At 65.1% G+C, this 22,633-nt stretch carries 9 protein-coding genes; 2 read left to right on the top strand and 7 right to left on the bottom strand.

What is annotated here, in order from left to right; all coding sequences use genetic code 11:
• Window positions 1-142 precede the first annotated feature (142 nt).
• A complete protein-coding gene (locus A985_RS0107750; protein ID WP_017232835.1) occupies window positions 143-1,495 on the top strand; it encodes a hemolysin family protein in 1,353 nt (450 codons plus the stop codon).
• Here A985_RS0107750 and recD read toward each other — a convergent pair.
• The 3 genes from recD to recC are packed head-to-tail and all read right to left on the bottom strand — an operon-like array spanning window position 1,452 to window position 10,821.
• On the bottom strand, window positions 1,452-3,590 hold the full coding sequence (gene recD, locus A985_RS24600) for an exodeoxyribonuclease V subunit alpha (protein WP_083902228.1): 2,139 nt from the start codon (window positions 3,588-3,590) through the stop codon (window positions 1,452-1,454). The two genes, A985_RS0107750 and recD, sit on opposite strands and share 44 nt — an antisense overlap.
• Window positions 3,587-7,408, bottom strand: a complete 3,822-nt coding sequence (gene recB / locus A985_RS24595) for an exodeoxyribonuclease V subunit beta (protein WP_017232833.1) — start codon at window positions 7,406-7,408, stop codon at window positions 3,587-3,589. The genes recD and recB overlap by 4 nt, the downstream gene beginning before the upstream one ends.
• On the bottom strand, window positions 7,405-10,821 hold the full coding sequence (recC, locus tag A985_RS0107735) for an exodeoxyribonuclease V subunit gamma (RefSeq protein ID WP_017232832.1): 3,417 nt from the start codon (window positions 10,819-10,821) through the stop codon (window positions 7,405-7,407). The genes recB and recC overlap by 4 nt, the downstream gene beginning before the upstream one ends.
• A gap of 256 nt (window positions 10,822-11,077) precedes the next feature.
• On the opposite strand from recC, the gene A985_RS0107730 reads away from it, so the two are divergent.
• Entirely contained in the window at window positions 11,078-13,300 is a 2,223-nt protein-coding gene (locus tag A985_RS0107730; protein WP_017232831.1) for an FUSC family protein, read from the top strand.
• A 58-nt stretch (window positions 13,301-13,358) separates the two neighbouring features.
• On the opposite strand, the gene A985_RS0107725 is transcribed toward A985_RS0107730, so the two are convergent.
• The 4 genes from A985_RS0107725 to A985_RS0107710 form a co-directional block, all read right to left on the bottom strand.
• Window positions 13,359-13,997 carry a response regulator gene (locus A985_RS0107725; RefSeq protein ID WP_017232830.1) on the bottom strand — a complete coding sequence of 213 codons (639 nt, stop codon included), beginning with the start codon at window positions 13,995-13,997 and terminating at the stop codon, window positions 13,359-13,361.
• 551 nt (window positions 13,998-14,548) lie between these two features.
• The gene (locus A985_RS0107720) at window positions 14,549-16,048 is read right to left on the bottom strand and encodes an efflux transporter outer membrane subunit (protein ID WP_232424555.1); all 1,500 of its coding nucleotides are present in this window, start codon (window positions 16,046-16,048) and stop codon (window positions 14,549-14,551) included.
• A gap of 199 nt (window positions 16,049-16,247) precedes the next feature.
• Window positions 16,248-19,388, bottom strand: coding sequence for a multidrug efflux RND transporter permease subunit (locus A985_RS0107715; protein WP_017232828.1), 3,141 nt, complete (start codon window positions 19,386-19,388; stop codon window positions 16,248-16,250).
• The gene (locus A985_RS0107710; RefSeq protein ID WP_017232827.1) at window positions 19,385-22,567 is read right to left on the bottom strand and encodes an MdtB/MuxB family multidrug efflux RND transporter permease subunit; all 3,183 of its coding nucleotides are present in this window, start codon (window positions 22,565-22,567) and stop codon (window positions 19,385-19,387) included. Before A985_RS0107710 ends, A985_RS0107715 begins: the two co-directional genes overlap by 4 nt.
• Between the last annotated feature and the right edge of the window lie 66 nt (window positions 22,568-22,633).

Here is a 22,633-nt window from a genome sequence, read left to right as displayed (position 1 = left end):
ACCCGCCTGAAGGCATCTCAAAATGACGGCCCGCCGGGCTTGTTTTGAAATGTCTCCCTGCCCACCGGACCCGCTCCCTTGCTCATCGGTCCGGCCAGCGTTGCGGCTGTGTACCCGCCTTCGCATTTACAGGGATGACAACATGAGTGGTTACGGCTTTCTTTTCAGTATCTTCGTGCTGGTTCTGGCCAGCGCATTCTTCTCCGCCGCCGAAATCTCGTTGACCGCCGCCAAGCGCACCAAGCTGCACGTGCTCATGGAAAAGGGAAACCCGCAGGCAATCAAGGTGCTCGCCCTCAAGGGGCAGCCAGGCAATTTCTTCACCGTTGTGCAGATCGGCGTGAACGCGGTCGCCGTGCTCGGCGGCGTGCTTGGCGAGAGTTTCCTGACCGGCTATCTGTTCGCGTGGCTCTCGCCGCTCACCGATCAGGCGCTGGCGTTGCGCCTGGCAGGCATTGGCTCGTTCCTGTTCATCACGATCGCTTTCATTCAGTTCGCCGACCTGATTCCCAAGCGTCTCGCAATGGTCAACCCCGAGCGCGTTGCCATGGGCATCATTGATCCGATGTTGCTGTGCCTGAAGGTGCTTCGGCCCCTCGTCTACCTCTTCAACGGCGTGGCGAACCTGTTTCTGCGTCTGTTCAAGCTGCCGACGCATGCCATCGAGAACATTACGTCCGAAGATGTCGCGGCGATGGTCGGCGCGGGCGCGCAAGCCGGCGTGGTGCGCAAGCAGGAACTCCATTTGATCGAGAACGTTTTCGAGCTGGAATCGCGCACCGTCGGCTCGGTCATGACCTTTCGCGACGACGTGGTGTACTTCACCATCGCCGAGGACGAGCGCAGTATTCGCGAAAAGATCATCCAAAGCCCGCATTCGAAGTATCTCGTGTGCCGGGACGAAATCGACAACGTGCTCGGCTACGTCGACTCGAAGGATTTGCTCCAGCGCATTGCGAGCGAAGACCTGTCGAGCGTGATTCGCAATCTCGACCGCCTGTATGCGAAGAAGCTGCTGGTGATCCCCGACACCCTGAATCTTTCGGAAGCGCTGGCCCGCTTCAAGGAAACCCGCGAAGGCTTTGCCGTCATCATCAACGAATACGGTCTGGTGGTCGGTGTGGTGACGCTCAACGACATTGTGGGCGCGCTCATGGGCAACGTGATTCACCCGGCGGACGAAGATCAGATCGTGCAGCGCGACGAGCACTCATGGCTCGTGGACGGTGTCACGTCCGTCGAAGACGTGAAGAAAGCACTCGATATCGACGAGCTTCCTGGTGAAGGCGAGTTCGAGACCATTGCGGGATTCATGATCTATCAGCTCAAGCGCATTCCGAAGAAATCGGAAGCCACCGAGGCCGCGGGCTACAAGTTCGAAGTGGTCGACATCGACAACTACAAGATCGACCAGTTGCTCGTCACGCGGCTGGGCTCGGTGGCCGAGGCTGCTATCGCGGCAGCGGCGGCGCAGGCACCGAAGGAGGCATCGTAGCCAGCACCTCCATCAACCGGTCGGTCAAGCCGCCGTCGCGCTGCGTGGGCCGCGCGATGGCCGACGCGACGACCTGCCACGGCGCGTAAAGCCATACCTGACGGCGCGCTCGCGTCACCCCCGTATAGATCAGCTCCCTCGACAGCACTCGGCTCGCCTGTTCTGGCAGCACCATCGCCACGCGTTCGAATTCCGATCCCTGCGACTTGTGGATCGTCATGGCAAATGCGGTCTCGTGCGCCGGCAGACTGGCCGGGGAATAAAGGCGGTATCCCCCATCCGGCGTGGCAAACGCGACACGTAGTGTGCCGGACGGCCCGAGCGGCAACGCGATGCCAATGTCGCCGTTGAACAGGTTCAGCGCGTATTCGTTCTGCGTGACCAACACTGGGCGCCCGGCAAACCAGGCGCCCCCGCCAGCCCCGAGCGCCATACCGGCTCGACGCGCGAGTACCGCCGTCAGTTGCGCGCCGAGCAACTCGACGCCGCGTCGCCCGCCACGTGTCGCGCACAGCACGCGAAACTGACCGAACGCCGCAAATACCGGCTGCGCGACCATGGCGACATCGGCGGCGGTTACCGTCGCCGGATCGCCCAGTTGCTCGATCGTCGCGACCGCTTCGGCCAGCGCGGCGAGATAGGCCGAATACCCGTCCGCCAGCGCGTGCAGACTGGCGGGCGACAACTGCACGCCGCCGTCCTCACTGAACATCACGCGGTCGGCGTCGCTTGCCGCTGGTGCTGAAGTCGAACCGATGCCGGCGAACGCCCCGTCGTCCGCAAGGGTGCAGGCCTTGCGCGCCTCAATCACTTTGCCCGACTTGATGGCGGTTGCAAGGCGACCAATCGCAGAATTCTCTCCAAAGCGATAAGTTCGCTCCAACCAGACGACGGTGTCTTCCAGCCCTTGCGACACTCGGGCGCTTCCTGCGGCCGCATCCGGCGCGCCGTTCCCTACGACGGCCGCCAACGGTCCCGACCGGGGCAGCGCATCGACGGGCCATTCGAGCGCGGACAATAATCGCCTACGCATGTCCGGTGAGAACCTGCGGTGCGCGCTCAACTCTCCGAAGACGGCCCCCGCTTCAACCGCCGCCAACTGATCCTTGTCGCCCAACAGGATCAGGCGGGCGCTTTCCGGCACGGCTTCGAGCAATTGTGTCGCCATCGACAGATCGATCATCGACGCCTCGTCCACGACGATCAGATCGTAGGGCAGCGGGTTGGCCGCGTGATGTCGAAAACGCCGCCCCGCTTGCTCGGCCGACTCCGGCAAGACACCCAGCAGGCGATGCAACGTGACCGCCGCCTCGGGCAATGCCCTGCGCACCGTTTCCGGGAGATCCCGACGGGCCGTCAACGCCTCCTGCATGCGCTGCGCCGCCTTCCCCGTGGGCGCGGCCAGCGCCACGCGCAGGTTGGCGTCTCGCTCGAGCAGGCAGGCAAGCAACCCCACCACGGTAGTCGTCTTGCCGGTGCCGGGACCGCCGCTGAGCACAACCAACGAGCGTTGCAGCGCCAGCGCCGCCGCCGCCATCTGCCAGTTCGGTTCCTGCTGCCCGTCGGACGACACAAGCGCGCCTTCGCCAAAGTAACGATGCAGACGAGCGCGATCCGCCGCGGTGACCGGTGTGCGTTCGGTCAGCGACAACTTACGTCCGAGCGCCGTCGCCAACCGCGCCTCATAGCTGTAATAACGTGCGAGATAGAGGCGATCGTGGTCGTCGAGCAAAAGCGGGAAGGCGTCGGCCTGGACGTCGTCGGTGCGCGCCAGCGCCAAGCTGGCGGGGGCACACAAGCCGCTGGCAAAGAGTGCCTCGCGCCAGACGGACAAGGCGGGGGCGTCACCCGGAAACAGTTCGCCGCTGGCTTGCCCGTCGAGCAGGTTATCGAGCGGCACGCAGACGTGCCCCTCGGCCGTGGCGAGGCTCACCGCGAGGGCGGCACGCCACACATAGCGGCACGTCGGCTCGTCCGCCCCGTGACCGCGCGCGAGCAGTGCCATTCGACGCGCGAACCCCTGCGCCAATCGCACCACGCCGCTGTCGGCCAACGGTGCCCCGGCCACGTCCCCCCGATCTCGTCGATCGCTCATGCGCCCTCCCGGTCGGCAGCGCCCGCGTCGTCACCTTGAACGTCCGGCGACAACGCTTGCGCCAGCGCAGCGTTGTCGCCCGAGGCGAAGAGCCGATCGAGCGCGTCGACCATCTCACGCGACGGCTTGTCGAAGAAGACACCCGGCACATCGTCACCGGCCAGATGCGCACGCGCCCAGTCGGGCCGAACGCCCCGGACAAACAAGTAGAGGCTGCCGCCCATATCGCGGTCGTATCGGTAGTCGGGTAATCGGCGTTGCAAGTAGCGATGCAACGCCAATGTGTAGAGGAGGTATTGGAGGTGATAGCCGTGCTCGGCCATCGCTTCGCGCAGGCCGTCGGCGCCGTAGTTTTCCGGGGCAGTGCCGAGGTAGTTCGACTTCCAGTCGAGGATCCACCACTGGCCGCCGTGCCGGAACACCAGATCGATGAACCCCTTGAGGTAGCCGCGCAGCACCGTGGCGTCGAGCGGCAAGTCCGGGTAACCGAACTGGCGCAACACGCCGCGCAGCGCCTCGAGCGACACGGCATCGGCCGGATACGTGAATTCCATTTCGGTGAGCCGTTCGGTCATCGCCACGTCAGCCAGTTGCATACCCGGTCGCAACGGTGTAGCGAGCGTATCGGCCAGCATGCTCATCATCATGGCGCGCCACGTATCGTTGTGCTCGGCTCCGCGCCCGGGCGGTCGTTCGCGCAAGGCTCTAGCGACCGCATGTGGCCATTGCGCGCGCGCCTGAAAATCAGCCAGTTCGAACACACGGTGCAAACTCTCGCCGGCCGCCGGTCCGCGCGGAAAACGAAGAATGTCATCGGCGGGCGGCCAGGCATCGTCCCCCTCCGGCGGCAGGGCGAACGTCGGCCCGGCATTGGCCTGCGCGTCGTAATCGGGACGCGTACGCTCCGGCGCACTGAGTTGACCGCCGCCCAGTTGCGGACCGGCGTGCATCCCCGCCAACAGCCCCGAGAAGCTCCCGATCCGCCAGACTTCGCGCAACGCGCGAGCACTCGCGCGCGGGGTGAGTTGCGGCGCCGCGTCGTGGACGACACGCATGTCGGCATCCAACGCATCGCCCATTGGCAACGGCACCACCGCCAGTGGGCCACCGACCAGCGCCTTCCATGCCGACCGGATCGTGGCCACCCGCTCGTCGGTATCGAGCGTCGACGAAACCCACGTATCGAACGTATTGCCTTGCCCTGCCGCGAGCCAGTTGAGCATGCCGCCGCACGCTTCCTTCACGCTGCGTCGTGACGCATAAATGCCGGCCGCCAGGTAGCAACGGTAGACCGCGCGCGTCAGCGCTACGTACAGCAGTCGTGCCTGCTCTGCCGATTGCTCCTGCCGCAGCGCGGCGGCGGCGGGCGACCCCTTGCCCGCCGCATCGCTGAAGTCGATGACGGCCGTGGAACCATCGTGATACTCGAGTCCGTCGAGACGCCCACCGTCGCGCACTGCGCCGTCCCAAAGAAACGGACAGAACACCACGCCATACTCAAGCCCCTTCGACTTGTGAACGGTCACGATCTGCACCAGATTCTGATCCGACTCGAGACGCAACTGCGCGTCTTCACCGCCGCTCGCATTGCGCTGCGAGGCCAGCCAGCGCAGCAGCGCCGGCATGCCGGGCTGCTCGGCCCAGCGGGCCTGTGCAAGCTCTGCCAAGTGCATGAAGTTCGTCAGACGCCGCTCGCCGCCGGCCTGAGCGACCAGACGTGCCGCGAGGCCCAACTCGCGCATCAACGTGCGCCACATCGCCGAGAAGCCGCGGTCGATCCATAACTGACGATAGCGTTGTAGTCGCTCGATCCACGCGATCGCCTCGGCATCGGAGGCTTCGCTGGTCTGCATGCGATACAACGCCGTGGCATCGAGCCCGAACAGCTCGGTCGCCAGCGCAGCGCGCAGCGCCCGCACGTCGCCGGGAGACTCCACTGCACGCAACACCCGCAACAGCGTTTGTGCCTCGTCACTGGCAAACACCGAGTCCTGCGTCAGCTCCACGCTGCCCACCGCGTGCTCGGCAAGCATCGATTTCATCAGCGCGCCCTGCCGGTGCGTCTGCACGATCACGGCAATATCGCCCGGCGCGAGCGGTCGCTCGCCCACGCGCACGTCACCGCGCGCCGCGCCCGCGAGCAAGCGCGCCACCTCGGCCGCCGTCGCCCGCGCACACGCCTGCTGCGCGTCGTCCTTCGACAGCGGCTCGTCATCGTCCGGAAGCCACCAGACAGTGAAGTCGGCCACTTCGCGAGCGTCGGTGAACGGCGCTCGCTGCCGCGCCCCCGGGCGCACCGGCGGGGACTCGAGCCCGTCGAGCACGAACGCCCGGTCGTTGGCCCCGAACAGGCGATTGCCCGCCTCGATGATGGCCGGTGTCGAGCGTTGATTCACCGCCAGTGTGTACGCCGCGTCGGCGTTCTCGCGCGCGGCCAGATACGTATGCAGATCCGCCGCCCGGAAGCTGTAGATCGCCTGCTTCGGGTCACCCACCATGAACATCGGCCCCCGCCCGACGTTCGATGCGGCCGTCTCCCGCCGACCGTACACGGCGCTGAAAATGTCGAACTGCAGCGGATCGGTGTCCTGGAACTCGTCGATCAGTGCGCAGGGGTATCGCTCGCGCAAGGCCTCGGCCAGATCGGGGTGCTGGTTCAGTGCCCGTGCAATATTGCCAAGCAGGTCGTCGAACGACACCACCCGCAACTCGCGCTTGCGAAGCGCCAACTGGTCCGGGGCTTGCATCAGCCACTCGCGCAGCATCCGCAGCCACTGAATCGCGTAACGCTCGTGCGCGTCGGCGCGCGCTTGCACCAGCGCATCGGCCATGCCGAAAAACCGGTGATCGGGCGGCGTTTCGCCCTTTTTGATGTCCTTGGCGAGGCGCGTGGTGGTCAGCAATTCCGCCTTCGAACTCAACGGCGCCCCGGCATCGCGCGCGCCCAGATAGCGCGCCCAGGCCGATACGGCTTGCGCAAGCGATACCTCGTCGTAAATGTTTTTCTTGTACGACGGCAACGCCGCGCGCATCAGATCGGTAATTGCCACGGCCTCGGCGTCCCAGCACTCGCAGGCCGCTGCGTAGGTCGCGAACCATCCCGGGTCCGACGACGCTTGAGCGTCTGCCTCGACCGCCGACGGCCAGCGCAATTCCGACATGGGTTTCTTCAGCCGACGCGCCAACTGGTCGGTGAGCGTGCCGGGCGAGCGTTTCGCATCGACCAGCCACGCGGCGAAGCCGTCGTCCTGCGCAGCCAGCGGTTCGACCACACGCCGCCAGAATTCGACCGCCAGATCGTGACGCACGCCATTGTCGTCCGGCACCAGCTCGTAGGCGAACGGCAATCCGGCCGCAAACGGCACCTCTGCCAGAGCACGTTGGCAAAACCCGTGAATGGTGTGAATCGAGGCCTGATCGAAGCCGCGCAATGCCGTTTTCAAACAATCGCGAATGGCCTTCGGTGTCATGTCACCGCGCTCGATCAACCCCGCGATCATGACGTTGAACAACGGATCGTCGCTGGCGTCCGGATCGAAGTCGACGATATCGTCGTTCTCGTCCTCCTCCTCGAAGACCGGCGCCATCGCAGCCACCAACGCAGCCAGCCGCGCGCGAATCCGCTCACGCAACTCGGCCGTGGCCGCGTTGGTGAAGGTGACGACAAGAATCTGCTCGACCGTCAATCGCTTCTCGAGCAGCAACCGCACGTACAGCGCGCAGATGTTCCAGGTCTTGCCAGTGCCGGCCGACGCTTCGATCAGGCAAACGCCGTCGAGATCGCAACTGAAGACGTCGAGGTCGATGAGCTGCGTCATGCGCCCTCCGCCACGTCAAGGTGTTGCACCAGAGGGCCGAGCAGTAGATTGGCGAGAGCATCGAACGGCGGCGCCAGCGGATCGTCCACGCCGCGCCAGATCAGTCGCGTGTACGGGTCGTCCGCGTCGCCCCGAGCGAATGCCGAACCGAGCCACGCACCTTGCGCCTCGCCCGGCTTGCCGGTACTCGCCAACTTCCACGCGCTTCGCGTAAAGAATGGCAACGGCCGCGTCTGCCCGAGGCGGTACAGCGCCACCCATTGCCCCAACAGCGTCGCCGCGTCTTCCACCGGCCGCAACGCGAATGTCTCGTCTTCGCCGTACCAGAGCGTTCTGGCGGCTACGTCCAGTCCTGCGTGCTCGGGCTGCTGGAGATGCGCACAAAGCGCCAGATGGGCCAGCCATGCGGCAAGCAGATCGCTCGGACGCTGGCTGCCGAATCGATACATGACCAGTCCATAGCGCGACACCGGGGCCAAGCGTCCCTGCAACAGGCAGGCTGCGCGCAACGTGGCATCGCCATGCCAGGCGGCCTGCGTCGATTCGCGCCATGACGGCGGCAGCGCCGGCGTCAAAGGCAGCGTCACCAGCAGCTCCTGCGTGCCTTCCGCCTGCGCGTCTCGCACCTGCGACGCCAGCGCGCGCAGGCCGCCCAACGCTCTGCGGCGCCAGACGGCACCGGTCGCCCCGCCCGGCAACTCGTGACTGACCTTCGCAATACGCTCAATGGCGTCGGCATGCGCGCGGGCGTCGCGTGCGTCGTGGCGCATCAGGCGCGGCAGCAGACGCGCCGCCAGCGCATCGCGTCCGGCCCAGTCGAGCATGAACGGCTCTTCGTCGTCGACCTCCGTGAGCAGTTCGCCGAGCGAGAGTCCCAGCCGGTCACGCGCCCACGCTCTGCCGGGATGACGCCAGAAACGCAGCAGGTCGTCCAACGTCAAATGGGTTTGTACGACAGCGGGCAACGGTTCACGCACGAATGGCGCGGCGCGGGCATTCGGTGTGGGGGACGCCAGTTGATCCGCGAATTGCTGCGCCGCCTCGGCATTGGCCACGTCGTAGCTGTAGAGCGACGGGTCGTGCCCATCGAAATACGCAGGAGAAAACGGTTGAAGCGGATGCGACACCGCAAGCCGCTCGCGGGCTTCGCGCTGATCGTCGAGGCAGTACCCCTGGGACACCGGTGCGAGCAACTGCCCGGCGAAGTCAAGCAATTCGTCCACAGCCGTCGATGGCGGCAGCGGCGCATTATCGCGCACGCTTCGGCCCGTGTAGGTGATCAGGAACCGGTCCTGCGCACTCAACATCAGATCGAGGAAAAGATTGCGCTCGTCGTCGCGCCGCTGGCGATCGCCACGTTGCGGCAACGCGCGCATGAGGTCGAATTCGTCGGCGCGCACGCGTCCCGGCAGCACCCCGTCGTCCATGCCGATCATGCACACCACGCGGTACGGCAGCAGGCGCAGGCTGGGGATCGCCGCAAACGTCACACGCCCCGATGGCACGCCGCCACGCGTCGGATCGTCGAGGGCATTGGCCAGCACGCGCGCCACCACGTCAACCGGTACCCGCACTTCGGGCGCTCCATCAGCGATAGCCGAGCCGATCTGTTCGATGGCCACGCGCACCTCGGCAACATCGTCGGCAAAACGAGGCTCGTCGGAAAAGAACTGTTCCAGCATCGCCAGCAGCTGATCGCGCCACGCGAGCCCCGTGCGCATCGTTTGCAGCGTGACGGCGGTGGCATCGAGATCGTCGACGAGCCGCGCCAGCTGCCCGAGCCATTCGGCACGGCCGCCCTCGATTCCCCCAACCGGTAGCCAATCGTCGACCGGCAAGGCGTCATCAGGCAAGGCGTAGCCGAGAAACAGCCGCATCATCGCATCGCCCAGGGTGTGCCGCTCCAACGCCGGCGAGACATCGGCCCCGGTCGGCGCGCACGCCTGCGGCGCGTCGAGCCGCAGCAGGGCATCACCGCGCCAGCCGCGTCGTGCACCGGCGGCATGCAACCAGTTTTGAACGGTGTCGAGCGCATTGCCGCCGAGATCGTAGCGTTGTGCGATGGCCTCCGTGCGTGCCAGTTCCACCAGACTCGACACCGCCACCCGCTGCTGCGCCAAGGCCAGGATGGCGGCGAACGCCCGCGCGACGGGGTTGGTCCGCGTCGGCGGCAACCCCGTCACCAGATAAGGAATGCGAGGTGTCGCGGTACCAAACACGGCGTCGATCAGCGGGGCCGCGCGCCCCAGATCCGGCACGGTCACGAGCACATCATCGGGACGCAAATCGGGAATCTCGTCGAAGCACGCCAACAACCGGTCATGCAGCACTTCGATCTGACGCGCCAGGCTGTGGCACACATGCACCTGCACCGACCCGTCGACGCTCACGCCATCGGGCGCGCCGTGACGGCCATCGTCCAACGTGAGAATGCCGTTTTGCAGGGCGGCGAGCAGCGTCGGTGCGGGATTGGGCTGGAACAGCGCCCGGTCCTCCACCGCCTGCGGTGCGAGGTCGGCATACAGCGCATCGATATGCGACTGCGTCTGGCGCCCCCATTCGGCGAGCAACGGATGCCCCACTTCCCGGTGCGCCCCCCCATCGCGCCGCGCCAGATACGACAGTCGTGACGGCGACACGATGTCAAACCAATAGCTCTCACACGGATTCAGGACATACAGGTGCACCTCGATCAGACGAGACATCGCCTTGAGCAGCGCCATCGAAAGCGGCGGCATCGACGACAGCGCGAACACCGACACGCGTGACGGCCATCCGGCAGGCACCGTCTGCGGCGTCAACGCCTCGATCCGGTCGATGGCCCGCAACGTTGGGTGACGCTCGCGAATCTCCAGATGCGCCAACACCTGCCGCCACAAGGCGCTCTGCCACACTTCGTCGGCACGCTGCGTCTCACCCCAGCCCGTGGCGGCGCCCGGCGCGATCGTCTCCCCGGATTGCCACCGCTCAAGCCAGTTCGGCCGATAGGTCAGATATTGGTCGTAGAGATGCGCCAGTCGGTCGGCCAATTCGAAGCGCATGACATCGTCCGCGCCCGTCAGATAACCCGCCAGTCGCGGCGAGGCGTCCCCCCACGGCTGGGCGAGGCACTGATACAGCGGCCAGACAAGCCGGTCCGGCGCAAACGGCGAACTCTCGGGCACCGTGACCAGTTGCCCCGCCATGTCCCACAGCCACTGGGCGAGATAGGTCAGACGAACGTTGGCACACACGCCGAACACATCGGCATAGTCCAGTTCGAGCCGGCGCCGCACGGCCACACTTGGCACGACGATGGTTTCCGTCTCGAACGGATTACCGGCTTTCCCCGTGCTGCTGGGCGCCTGGGCGAGATCGCGCAACAGGGCGGCTTCAAGGGTGGTGAACCGGTTGGAAAAGAATAGGTGGAGCATGCGGGCGTGGCGGCTGAGCGAGTCTGTTCGCAAGCATAACAAAAGCCTCCTCGCGAAGCCCATCGGGCAGATCCGAAAACTTGCCCCGACATGAGTGACGGCAGCGTCAGGCGCCGTTACCGGTCCGTCGGCATGTGGGCCGTCACCGGCGGCATCCCCTCTTCGCGCCACGCGGGGCTTCGGCTAGACTCTGTCTGCACCGCGCCCTCCCCCCGCCGCGCGGCCGGCTTTGCTGCGGAACCCTCGCACCCGACGCATGGACTACCAGACCGATATCAAGAAATTCCTCTTCAGCCATTACTTTTTCACCGGCACCCGTCAGGCGTTGGGGGTCGTGTTGCCGGCGCTCGTGCTGTTCTGGGGGATGGACCAGCACCTGCTCGGCATCGAGGTCGCCTCGGGGGCGCTGTGCGCGAGCGTGGTCGACATCAACGGACCGCTGCGTCACAAGCACGCGGAGCTGCTCAGTTGCACGCTGCTCGGCGCCCTTACGGTACTGATCACCGGCATGGCCACCGCCGCGCAACCGTGGCAGCTCTGGATCACGTCGCTAACCCTGACGTTCGGCCTGTCGATGCTCGTGATCTACGGCTATCGCGCGTCGCTCGTGAGCTTCGCCTGCCTGATGATGATGGTGCTCAACGTCGAGGGCGATCTCACCCGGCATCAGGCCGTGCTCGATGCCGGCGCCGTGCTCGCGGGCGGCCTCTGGTACACCTACTTCAGCCTCGTCGTCTGCCGCGTCTGGTGGTTTCGCATCGAACAGCAGACGCTGGCCGAGTGTTTCTTCGTCACGGCGCAGTATCTCGAAGCCAAGGCGGCGTTCTACGACACGTCGACCGACATCGACGAATGCTACCGGCGACTGATCGCCGCGCAGGTCAACGTGGTGGAAAAGCAGCAGGCGGCGCGCGAGATCATTCTGCGCAACCTGCCCCGCCTGCGCACCGGCACGCTGGAGCCGCGCCGCACGATGCTGTTCAACCTGTTCATCAACATCGTCGACCTGCATGAGGTCGTGGTGTCGGTGCACACCGATTACCCGATGCTGCGCCGGGAGTTCGCCGACCATGACGTGCTCCTGTTCTTCCGCGACATGATCCGAAAGATCGCCAACGAAGTCGATGCCATCGGCTACGCCATCGCCACCAACGAACCATCGCGGGCGCAGCGCAGTTGGCGCGCGGAATTGCGGGCCATCGAGTACGAGATCGAACTGATGCGCAAGCAGTCTTTGCCGCAGCGCGCGCCCGAAGCCTATCAGGCGCTGACGAGCACCTTCCGCCGCGTCTGGAGCAGCACACGTGTCGTGGAACGCATGCACCGCAACACGAATCTCGCCACGGCAGGGTCGGCCACCGAAGTCCAGATCGATCAGGCGCTCGTGCGCTTCACCTCACGACAGAGCTATTCTCCGAAATTGCTCTGGAAGAATCTGACTTTTTCGTCACCGAGCTTTCGCCATGCCTTGCGGGTGACGATCGCCATCACGGCCGGAATGATCATTTGCGAGAACTGGTCGCTGCTCGCCGGGCAGGCCCACAGTTACTGGGTGTTGCTCACGATCATCGTGATTCTGAAGCCCGGTTTCAGCCTGACCAAACAGAAGAACGCGCAACGTCTGACCGGCACGCTGGTGGGATGCGTAAGCGTGCTGATCATTCTGGCCTTCGTGCACAAGGCGTGGGTGCTGCTCGCCCTCATGTTCTTCTGCATGGTCATGGGCAACAGCCTGTCGCTGTTCAATTACGGCCTGTCGGTCGTATTCATGTCGTCCTACGTGCTGTTGCTGTTCCACTTCCTGCTCCCCGGGTCGCTGTCGGTGATCGGGGAGCGCGCGATCGACACGCTGATCGGCTCCGCCGTGGCACTGGTGTGCTCCTATCTTTTCCCGTACTGGGAATACCGCCTGATGGGGCCTCTCATCCGGCAGGCGGTGCAGTCGACGCGCGCGTACCTGGAATCGTGCACCGGCCGCGACGGCAAGCGCGACGAGCTCGCCTATCGCATGGCGCGCAAGGACATGCACATTGCGTTCGGAAATTTCGGCGCGGCCTTCAGGCGCATGATGCTCGAGCCCAAGTCCAAACAGGTCTCGGTCGGGGAGCTCAACGATCTGCTGGTGCAGAACCATGTGATGGCGTCGTACATCACGGGGATGTCGGACGTGCTGCCGCGTCAGATTGCAGCGGACAAGAGCGGCGAGCTGGCGCAGGTCGTCTCCGCGATCAGCGATCTGCTTTCTCAGGCCGTGGCGGCCCCGGCCGCCTCGGTGCCGACGGATGCGCAGGCCGCGAGCGAAGCGATGCGCGACTACACGCGGCGCCTCGACGCGCTGGTCGTCGCCCAGGAGCAGCAATCGGACACGCCGGAGGCCCACGTCCAGGAAATCAAGCAGGTGGTGCATCAGCTCAAACAGATGCTCCGGGCGGGCGAGTTGATCCTGCGCGATATGCGAGCCATTCGCCTGCCGGCCTGACCGCGCGCGGGGCATCGCGGCCCCGCCGCCCCCTTCGCCGGCGGGTTCAACGATTCCGTCAGGCGATGCCCGTGCGCGTGGCGTAGTGATAGAGGTCGACGTCGCGGTCCAGCCCGAGTTTGCGCATGGCGTTGGTCTTCTGTGAGCTGACCGTCTTGACGCTGCGACTGAGCTGGAATGCGATTTCGCTGATGGTGAGCCCGGAAACGAACAGCCGCACCACTTCCACTTCGCGACCCGAGAGCTTCGACGCATCGATCTCGGTGTCGTCGACCACCGAGTCGTGCAGGCGCGTCGCCAGTCCCGCCGGAATATAGCGGCTGCCGTCCGCGACCACGCACACGATATCGGCAATCGAACTCTGCTCGTCGAGCTTGGAGAGAATCGAATGCACACCGAGCTTGAGCATGCCACGAAGAATCGCCAGATTTTCCAGCATCGTGACAACGATGATCTTGATGTTCGGGAAATATCGGCGCACATAGCCGATCAGAAACAGGCCGTCCTTGAAATTTCCCCCTGGCATTGAAAAATCGGTCACGAGAATGTCGCATGGCGCCTTGGCCAGCAAATTCACGAGTTCTGACGAATTGGCCGCCTCGCCGACCAGATGAATCATTTCCCGCTCTTCGAGCAGACGTCGTATTCCATAGCGCACAATCGGATGGTCGTCCGCGACCACGACATTGATCGTCATCGTTGCCCCCTCCCCTTATTCGTCATCTGGCAGCACCGTCATCGCCGCACGACACGTACGGTGCTTCGCGCCTGCCATTGCCGCGAAGCGAGTCCATTCTGGCAAAAAGGGATCCTCTCGACCGGCTGGGAAACGTCACATAGACGATGCGCATGGGCCGCCTTGCCACGCGGTGTGGTCAATGCGCGCGCGGCCCGCATGCTGCCCGATAGAGCGGGTACTGCGGCCTAACTGCTTGACGGGACTCGCCCGGAGGTGAAATTGCTCAGACGTCCGGCAGCACAGTCTGTGCTACTCGCGTTACCGGTATTCGGACGATTCGCGGTGAGCGCTTCCGACATTCCAATCTCGAAGTTCGGAATTACCTTAAACACCAACGCCCGATTTAGTGATCGGCTCGTTGTGCGCGTCGGAATATGCGTAGTTGGCGCAGGGGGACATTCCGAGGGTGTGCCCCGGTCGCGAACACCTCGACCGGGCGCTGACGAGGCGGTTCGGACGGCGCGTTACGCACGTTACGCGCGTTATGCACGTTACGCACATTAGGCGCGTTACTTCTGCCCGTCGCGGCCATCGGCGGAGCTGGCGTTCGTGGACGCCTTCACCGCCTGCGACGCACCAGGGTTCTCGCCCGCGGACGACAAACCATGCCAGCCGCCGCCGAGCGCGGTCACGAGCAGCACGTTGGCCGTGAACTGACGGCCGAGAATCGTCAGCGCCGTACGCTCCGTGGTGTACGCCGTCGTCTGCGCCGTCAACACGTTCTGGAACCCGACAGTGCCCGCCTTGTACTGATTGAGGATGAGTTGCAGCGCCTCGCGCGACGACTGCACCGCCTGGTTCTGCACGGCAGCCTCACGGCCCAGATAGTTCAGCGCGGCGAGGTTGTCTTCGACCGACTGGAATGCCGTGAGCACCGTCTGACGGTAGGTCGCGACCTGTGCGTCGTACGCCGCGATGGCCGCGTCGGTCTGCGCGCGACGCAGGCCGCCGTCGAAGAGCGTGGCCGCCAACGCCGGACCGACCGACCAGAAGCGGCTCGGCAGCGTCAGCCAGTCGGCGAAGCTGCTGCTTTGGAAACCGCCCGTCGCCGAGAGCGTAAGGGTCGGGAAGAAGGCCGCCTTGGCGACGCCGATCTTCGCGTTCGCCGCCGCCACCGAGCGCTCGGCCGCCGCAATATCGGGTCGCCGTTCCAGCAAGGTCGACGGCAGGCTCACCGGCGCCATCGGCAACGCGGCGCGCAGCGGCATCGGCGTAAGCGAGAACGCCGCCGGCGCCTTGCCGACAAGCAGCGCGATCGCATGCTCCAGTTGAGCGCGCGTCACCTCGATATCGAGCGCCGAGGCCTGCGCCGATTGCAATTGCGTCTGCGCCTGAATCACGTCGGAGCGCTGCGCCACACCGACGGCGTATTGATTCTGCGTGAGCTTGAGCGTTTGCTCGTATGCCGCAACCGTACGGTCGAGCAGCGCCCTCTGAGCGTCCGTTACCCGCAGGTCGAAGTAGTTCTGGGCGAGCAGCGCCTGCGCCGACAGACGTGCATTGGCCAGATCCGCCTCGCTCGCCTCGGCGCTCGCGTTGCCGGCCTCGACCGAGCGGCGCACGCTACCCCAGATGTCCGGTTCCCAGCTCGCCGTGCCCGACAGGCTGTAGCTGTTCGAGATCCCGCCCGCCCCCGATCCGCTCACCGCCGAGCTGCTCACGCGCGAGCTGGCGCGTGTGAGACCGGCGTCGGCGCCGATCGTCGGAAAGAAGGCAGAGCGCGCCTGCGAGGCCACGGCCAGCGCTTGCCGATAGTTGGCCTCGGCAACCTTGATGTTCTGATTGTCGACGTTGACCTGCGCCATCAGGTCGGCGAGCACCGGGTCCTGATAGATCGCCCACCACTCGCCCTTGGACGCCGCATCGCTGGGCTCGGCGAGCTTCCAGTCCCCCGTCTCCTTGAACGCGGCCGGCGTGTCGATGGCTGGACGCACATAGTCCGGCCCCACCGCGCAGCCCGCGAGCCACAGTACCGCGCTTGCCGCAAGCCACGTGGCGGCGCGACGCATGCGCGGCGGCGTCCTCGCGCCTCGCCCTTGCAGCGCAACCATGGCGGCTGCAGCGGGCGGATGAGATCCAGCGGTGGCGACTTGACGATTCAGGTTACGGGACATGGCACGCATCGGCCCTTCGGCCAGAACAGAAGTTTCAAAAGACGCCCCGGGACGTGACGCCCACGGACGCGCACGGTGCAGGCAGCGCGCGGCATCAGCCATGCCCCACCTCCCCGACGTCGCCCTGGCCGCGTTGACCACGCGCACGCCATCGCGCCCAGCGCAGCCGCAAGCGATCGAGATAGAGGTACACCACCGGCGTCGTATAAAGCGTGAGCACCTGACTCACGAGCAGGCCGCCCACGATGGAAATTCCCAACGGCTGACGCAGCTCCGCCCCATCACCCGAGCCCAACGCAAGCGGAATCGCACCGAGCATGGCGGCCATCGTCGTCATCATGATCGGGCGAAAGCGCAGCACGCACGCGTGGTAGATGGCCTCGCGCGGCGGCATGTTCTGGCGCCGTTCGGCATCGAGCGCGAAGTCGATCATCATGATCGCGTTCTTTTTCACGATACCGATCAGCAGAATCACCCCGATCAGCGCGATGATGCTGAACTCGGTATTGAAGAGCAGCAACGCGAGCAACGCCCCGACCCCCGCCGACGGCAGCGTCGACAGAATGGTGAGCGGATGGATGTAGCTCTCGTAGAGCACGCCGAGCACGATATATACCGTGAGCAGCGCGGTCAGGATGAGTATCGGCTGCGACGACAAGGCCGACTGGAACGCCTGCGCCGTGCCCTGGAAGCTGCCGTGCACCGACGTCGGCATGCCCAGCCGGCCGACGGCGTCCTGGACCGAGGCTTGCGCCTGCGACAGCGATACCCCCGGCGGGAGGTTGAACGAAATCGTACTCGCCGCGAATTGCCCCTGGTGCGAGACCCCCAGCGCCGTATTGGTCGGCCGATACCGCGCGAATGCCGAGAGCGGCACCTGCGCCCCCGCCGAGGTCACCACATAAATGTCCTTGAGCGACTCGGGGCTTTGCCACCATTGCGGCGCAACTTCCATTACAACCTTGTACTGATTGAGCGGATTGTAGATCGTGGAGACCTGCCGCTGCCCGAACGCATCATTGAGCACGCCATCGATCTGACTCATCGTCAGACCGAGGCGGGACGCCTGATCGCGATCGACGTCGAGCGTCGTCTGCAAGCCTTTGTCCTGCTGGTCCGTGTTGACGTCGACGAGATTCGGCAGATGCGAGAGCGCATTGCGCACCTTCGGCTCCCACTCGCGCAACTGCTGTAGATCATCTGCCTGCAGCGTGTACTGGTACTGCGCGTTACTCGCCCGCCCGCCGACGCGAATGTCCTGCACGGACTGCAGATAAAGCATTGCGCCAGGCTCCTTGGCCAGCTTGCCCCGCAATCGCGCAATCACCTGATCGGCCGAGATTTTGCGCTCGCCCAACGGTTTGAGCGTAACGAACATCAAGCCCCCGTTTCGGTTCGATCCGCCGGTAAAGCCCGTGACGGTCGACACGTCCGGATCGGCCTGCACGATCTTGATGAAGTCGGCCAGCTTCTTTTCCATCGCCTGGAACGAGATCGCCTGATCGGCCTGAATGAAGCCGATCATCCGCCCCGTGTCCTGCTGCGGGAAGAAGCCCTTCGGCACGACGGTATACAGCCAGACGTTCAGGCAGATCGTGGCAAACAGAATCCCCAGCATGAGCGGCCCGTGGCGCAACGCCCACGAGAGCGAGCGCTCATATTCGCGCAGCATGCCGTCGAACATGCGCTCGGTCCATCCGCCGATCCGTGTCCAGACGGATGGTCGCGGCGGCGGCGCGGCGGCGCCCGGCGCAGACTTACCCTTGAGCAGACGCGCGCACATCATCGGCGTCGCTGTGAGCGAGACGACCAACGAGACCAGGATAGCGGCCGAGAGCGTGACGGCGAACTCGCGGAACAGGCGCCCCACGATGCCGCCCATGAGCAGCAGCGGGATGAAAACCGCCACCAGCGAAATGCTCATCGAGAGCACCGTGAAGCCGACTTCGCGCGTGCCCTTGAGCGCGGCGGCGAACGGACTCAGGCCATCTTCGATATGGCGGGCAATGTTCTCGAGCACCACGATGGCGTCGTCGACCACGAAGCCCGTCGCAATGGTGAGCGCCATGAGCGACAAGTTGTCGAGACTGAAGCCGCACAGGTACATCACGCCGAACGTGCCAATCAGCGACACGGGCACCGCGACGCTCGGGATGAGCGTCGCCCGCCAGTTCCGCAGGAAGAGGAACACCACCATGATGACGAGCGCAATCGAAATCAGCAGCGTGCGCTCGACTTCCTTGAGGGATGCCCGGATCGTCGGCGTGCGGTCCATCACCACGTCGAGATTGATGGCCGCCGGGATCGAGGCGCGCAGCACCGGCAGGATCTTGTTGATGCCGTCGACCGTCTTGATGATGTTCGCGCCGGGCTGCGTCGTGATGATGAGCACCACCGACGGCTTGCCATTGGCCGACCCGGCGTTGCGCAAGTCCTGCACCGAATCGACCACGTCGGCGACATCGGACAGGCGCACCGGACGGCCGTCCCGATAGCTGACGACGACCGGCAGATAGTCCTTGGCCGTCTTCGCCTGATCGTTGGCGAGAATCTGCCAGCGCTGATCGCCGTCTTCGAGCGCCCCCTTCGGACGGTTTGCGTTGGCGGCCTGAATCGTCGTGCGCACCGTCTCGAGCGGAATCTGGTACTTGTTGAGTGCCGTCGGGTTGAGTTCGACCCGCACCGCCGGCAGCGAACTGCCGCCCACGGTGACATCGCCCACGCCGTCGAGCTGAGAGATCTTCTGCGCGAGGATGGTCGACGCGGAGTCGTACATCTGCCCGCGCGTCATGCTGTCCGACGTCAGCGCAAGAATCATCACCGGTGCGCTCGCGGGATTCACCTTGCGATAGGTCGGGTTGCTCGGCAGGCCCGACGGCAGCAGACTGCGCGCGGCGTTGATCGCCGCCTGCACGTCGCGCGCCGCGCCGTTGATATCGCGAGAGAGATCGAACTGCAGCGTGATGCGGGTCGAGCCCAGCGTGCTGTTCGACGTCATTTCCGTCACCCCGGCAATCCGGCCGAGCGAGCGCTCCAGCGGCGTGGCCACGCTCGCGGCCATCGTCTCGGGACTCGCGCCGGGTAGCGACGCCGTAACGGAGATCGTCGGAAAATCGACCTGCGGCAGCGGCGAGACTGGCAGCAACCCGAACGCGACGATGCCCGCCAGCGTCACCCCGATGGTGAGCAGAACGGTCGCGACCGAGCGCTTGATGAAGACAGCCGACAGGTTCATCGCGCTGGGCCGCCTGTGGTGGCCGGGCCGTCACTGCCGCCGCCCGGCTTGCCATGATCGCCGTGCCCCGGATCGTCCGGCGGCCCCGAGGTACCGAAACGCCGATCGCGCCAGGCGCGCGCCCGTGCGGCCAAGCGGTCGAACCACAGATAGATCACGGGCGTGGTAAAGAGTGTGAGCACCTGACTGACCATCAGCCCGCCCACCATGGTGATCCCGAGCGGCTGCCGCAACTCGGACCCCACGCCCGAGCCAAGCATGAGCGGCAGCGCCCCCAGCACAGCGGCCATCGTCGTCATCAGGATTGGCCGAAAACGCAGCAGACAGGCCTGATAGATCGCCTCGCGCGGCGCCATGCCGCGTTCACGCTCCGCCTCGAGCGCGAAGTCGATCATCATGATGGCGTTCTTCTTCACGATGCCGATCAGCAGGATGATGCCGATGATCGCGATGATGCTGATGTCGTTGCCCGAGACCATCAGGGCGAGCAGCGCGCCGACACCGGCCGAGGGCAGCGTCGACAGGATCGTGATCGGATGGATGTAGCTCTCGTAGAGCACCCCCAGCACGATATACATCGTCACGACCGCCGCGAGAATCAGCCACAGCGTGTTCGAGAGCGACGCCTGGAACGCCTGCGCCGCGCCCTGGAAGGTCGTCTGCGTGCTCACCGGCAGACCGATGGACACCTCGGCCGCGGTAATCGCCTTCACGGCATCGCCGAGCGACGCGCCCTTGGCGAGATTGAACGAGATCGTGGCGGCCGGGAACTGGGCCTGGTGGTTGATGGCCAGCGGGGTGGGCTTCTCCACGATCTTCGCGAACGATGTCAGCGGCACCTGCACCCCCGAGGTCGACGCAACGTAAATGCCCTTCAGCGCGTCGGGGCCGCGCTGGAAATCGTTACCCACTTCGAGCACCACGCGGTACTGCGACGCCTGCGTGTAGATCGTCGAAATCAGTCGCTGGCCGAACGCGCTGTAGAGCGTCTGGTCGACGGCCGCCGGCGTCACGCCCAGGCGGCTCGCCGTGTCGCGATCGATGTCCACGTAAGCCTGCAAGCCATTGACTTGCAGGTCGCTCGTCACGTCGGCCAGTTGCGGTACGTGTTGCAGCTTGTCGACGAGCTTTGGCACCCAGATGCCGAGCGTATCGAGACTCGGATCCTGCAGCGTGAACTGATATTGCGTTCGGCTGATGCGGTCTTCGATGGTCAGATCCTGCACCGGCTGCATATAGAGCGCGATGCCGGGCACGTTCGCCACCTCGGGCTGGATGCGGCGGATCACTGCCGAGGCGTCGAGTCCGCGCACGGCCTTGTCCTTCAGATTGATGAGCAGCCGCCCGCTGTTGAGCGTGGTGTTCACCCCATCCACGCCGATGAACGACGACACCGATTCGACGGCCGGGTCCTTGAGTACGGCGGCGACCAGCGCCTGCTGGCGCTCGCCCATTGCCGCGAACGAGATCGACTGCGGCGCTTCGGAAATCCCCTGGATCACCCCCGTGTCCTGCACCGGGAAGAAGCCCTTCGGCACCCACAGATACAGCAGCACCGTGAGCACAAGCGTGCCGAGCGCAACGAGCAGCGTGGCCGTTTGACGATCGAGCACCCATGAGAGCCACTCGCCGTACTTCGCGATGATGCGGTCGAATATCTCGCCGGTCTTGCGGTAGAACTTGCCCTGCTTCTCTTCGGGCACGTGACGCAGCAGCTTCGCGCACATCATCGGCGTGAGGGTGAGCGACACCACAGCCGAGATCAGGATCGACACCGCCAGCGTGATCGCGAACTCGCGGAACAGGCGGCCGACAACGTCGCCCATGAACAGCAGCGGAATGAGCACGGCGATCAGCGAGAACGTGAGCGAAATGATGGTGAAGCCGATCTGTTCCGCGCCCTTGAGCGCCGCCTGCAGCGGCTTTTCCCCCTGCTCCATGTAACGCGCGATGTTCTCGATCATCACGATCGCGTCGTCGACCACGAAGCCGGTCGCGATGGTAAGCGCCATGAGCGTGAGGTTGTTGATCGAGAAGCCGGCCAGGTACATCACGCCGAACGTGCCGACGAGCGAGAGCGGGACGGCCACGCTTGGGATGATCGTCGCCGAGACGTTGCGCAGGAACAGGAAAATCACCATGACCACCAGGGCCACCGCGAGCAGGAGTTCGAACTGCACGTCGGAGACCGAGGCGCGGATCGTCGTTGTGCGGTCGGTCAGCAACTTCACGTCGATGCTGCCGGGCAGCGAGGCCTGCAACTGCGGCAGCAACGCCTTGACCCGGTTGACTGTCTCGATCACATTGGCGCCCGGCTGACGCTGCACGTTGAGCACGATGGCCGGCGTGGTATCCGCCCATGCGGCAAGCTTGGTGTTCTCGGCGCCATCGATGACGTCGGCGACATCGGAAAGACGGATCGGGCCACCGTTCTTGTACGCGATGACCAGGTTGCGGTACTCGTCGGCCGACGCGAGCTGGTCGTTGGCGTCGATGGTCGAGGCACGCAGCGGACCGTCGAAACTGCCCTTCGCCTGGTTGACGTTGGCCGCCGCGATGGACGTGCGAACGTCCTCGATACTCAGCCCGTACGACGTAATCGCGCGGGGATTGACCTGAATGCGCACCGCCGGGCGTTGGCCACCCGAGAGGCTCACCAGACCGATGCCGGGCAATTGCGAAATCTTCTGCGCCACACGTGTGTCGACCAGATCTTCGAGCTTGGGCAGCGGCAGGGTCTTCGACATGATCGCCAGCGTCAGGATCGGCGTATCGGCCGGATTGACCTTGCTGTAGATCGGCGGCATCGGCAGATCGGTGGGCAGCAGATTGCTGGCGCTGTTGATCGCGGCCTGCACTTCCTGCTCGGCAACGTCGAGCCCGAGATTGAGCGAGAACTGCAGCGTGATCACCGACGCGCCGCCCGAACTGGTCGACGACATCTGGTTCAGGCCCGGCATCTGGCCGAACTGACGCTCCAGCGGGGCCGTCACCGACGAGGTCATCACATCCGGGCTGGCGCCCGGGTAGAGCGTGACCACCTGAATGGTCGGATAGTCGACTTCCGGCAATGCCGAGAGCGGCAACAGCCGGTACGCGACGAAACCGGCAAGCAGGATCGCCACCATCAGCAACGAGGTGGCGACCGGTCGGAGAATAAACGGGCGGGACGGATTCATTGGCTACGTCGAAGGGCGTTTCTGGGGGCCGTGGGCCGAGCGTGGGCGGGGCGTGGACGCACGATG

Source organism: Pandoraea sp. B-6, from assembly GCF_000282835.1.
GTDB lineage: Bacteria > Pseudomonadota > Gammaproteobacteria > Burkholderiales > Burkholderiaceae > Pandoraea > Pandoraea cepalis.
Note: the sequence above shows the minus strand (reverse complement) of the source record. Positions and strands in the feature narration are given on the sequence as shown.